The following is a 1,413-nucleotide window of genomic DNA, read 5'->3' as shown; positions in this document are numbered from 1 at the left end:
GCGGGCCAGCACCGTCAAGCGCTTTGGTGGCTTTAGCATGGCTTCTTTCTGCTCTGAGGTGCGCAAACTTTCGGCCAACCCCTCCCCTGCCCCGGCCATGAGCGAGTTCCGCTCGTTCGGAGGCTAGAGTTTTTTCTCTTCTCAACCGCAACCCACATACAGCTTGTGCCATGCATCAAGTCTTGGATCTGGGGATTAACCTGCTCCACGCCAACCAACACCAGGCCGACCACAACCGGGAGCACTTCGATGCCTGGGGAGTGACCTGTCTGAACCTCATGAGCGCTCCCGGAGCCGGGAAGACCTCTTTGCTGGAGAAAACCGTGGCCGCTCTTGCCGGCTCGCTGCGCCTGGCGGTGATCGAGGGAGACATGACAACCCAACTGGATGCAGAGCGGTTGCGCTGCTACGGAATCCCGGTGATTGCCATCAACACGGGTCGGGCCTGTCATCTGGACGCGGCCATGGTGGCCGGGGGTTTACAGCAGTTGGAAGCCCTGCTGGATCCGCAACAACTGGATTTGCTGCTGGTGGAAAATGTCGGCAACCTGGTCTGCCCGGCGGAGTTTGAGGTGGGAGAACACGCCAAGGTAGCGCTGCTCAGCGTTGCCGAAGGGGAGGATAAGCCTCTCAAGTACCCGATTATGTTTCGAGAGGCGGATTGTCTGCTGATCACCAAAGTGGATCTGGTGCCTGTTTTGGAGGTGGATTTGGATCGGATGCAAGCCAACATCCGTGAGATCAACCCTTCTGTGCCCATTTTTTGTCTTTCTGCGAAGACGGGTGCCGGGCTGGATCCCTGGCTGGGCTGGATCCGAGAGCAGGTTTTCCTCACCCAGCAAGGACGGCAGTCGAAGTGAAGGGTATCATACTGAGCATCTGGCCGTGGAACTCTCCTCACCTGAACCGGCCAGGCAGGGGATGAGCTGGAACCTCTGGCGGGGTCAATTTGCAGACGACTGTGTGATGGAAAATCCCGGCTATGGCCAATTTAAGCGACTTTATCCAGGGTATTGAGCAGTTAATCGAGCTGGCTCAGAAGCTGGATGAGAAAAAACAAAGTGGGGAACTGCGAACTGAAGTTCGCGTCCAGGCCCGGCCTCTGGGCAGTTCTATTCCCCGTTCCGGCTCTATTCCCCCTCGTCCCAGCGGCGTTCAAACCGCCACGGGGCAATCCTCTTGGAGCAGCGAGCCGCAGGTTAGACCTGCAGCGGGCCCATGTGAGCAGAGCAGAGCCGCTGCAACGGACTCGCTCCGCAGCGCCAAGGGCCTCGCGCTCAAGGACGTGGGAGGTCTGAAAGAAGAACTCCAAATTCTGCGGGAGATGGTAGAACTTCCCCTCAAGCGGCCCGATCTGCTGGCCAAGCTGGGACTGGATCCGCCCCGTGGCGTGCTGTTGGTGGGAGCCCCAGG

The 1,413-nt window shown here is 59.0% G+C and carries 1 protein-coding gene and 1 pseudogene; both read left to right on the top strand.

The features are described from left to right. The first annotated feature begins 170 nt into the window (after nt 1-170). The gene (gene hypB, locus NW857_RS12960; protein ID WP_414369200.1) at nt 171-860 is read left to right on the top strand and encodes a hydrogenase nickel incorporation protein HypB; all 690 of its coding nucleotides are present in this window, start codon (nt 171-173) and stop codon (nt 858-860) included. A gap of 122 nt (nt 861-982) precedes the next feature. Next, nucleotides 983-1,413, top strand: a pseudogene (locus tag NW857_RS12955) (AAA family ATPase); the annotation flags it as partial.

Source organism: Synechococcus sp. H55.9 (assembly GCF_047462355.1).
Classification (GTDB): Bacteria; Cyanobacteriota; Cyanobacteriia; order Thermostichales; family Thermostichaceae; genus Thermostichus.
This window is presented reverse-complemented; position numbering and strand designations above follow the sequence as displayed.

What these genes read in the sequence shown, in the direction of transcription:
- hypB (WP_414369200.1), top strand. Translation starts at nt 171, where the DNA reads ATGCATCAAGTCTTGGATCTGGGGATTAACCTGCTCCACGCCAACCAA.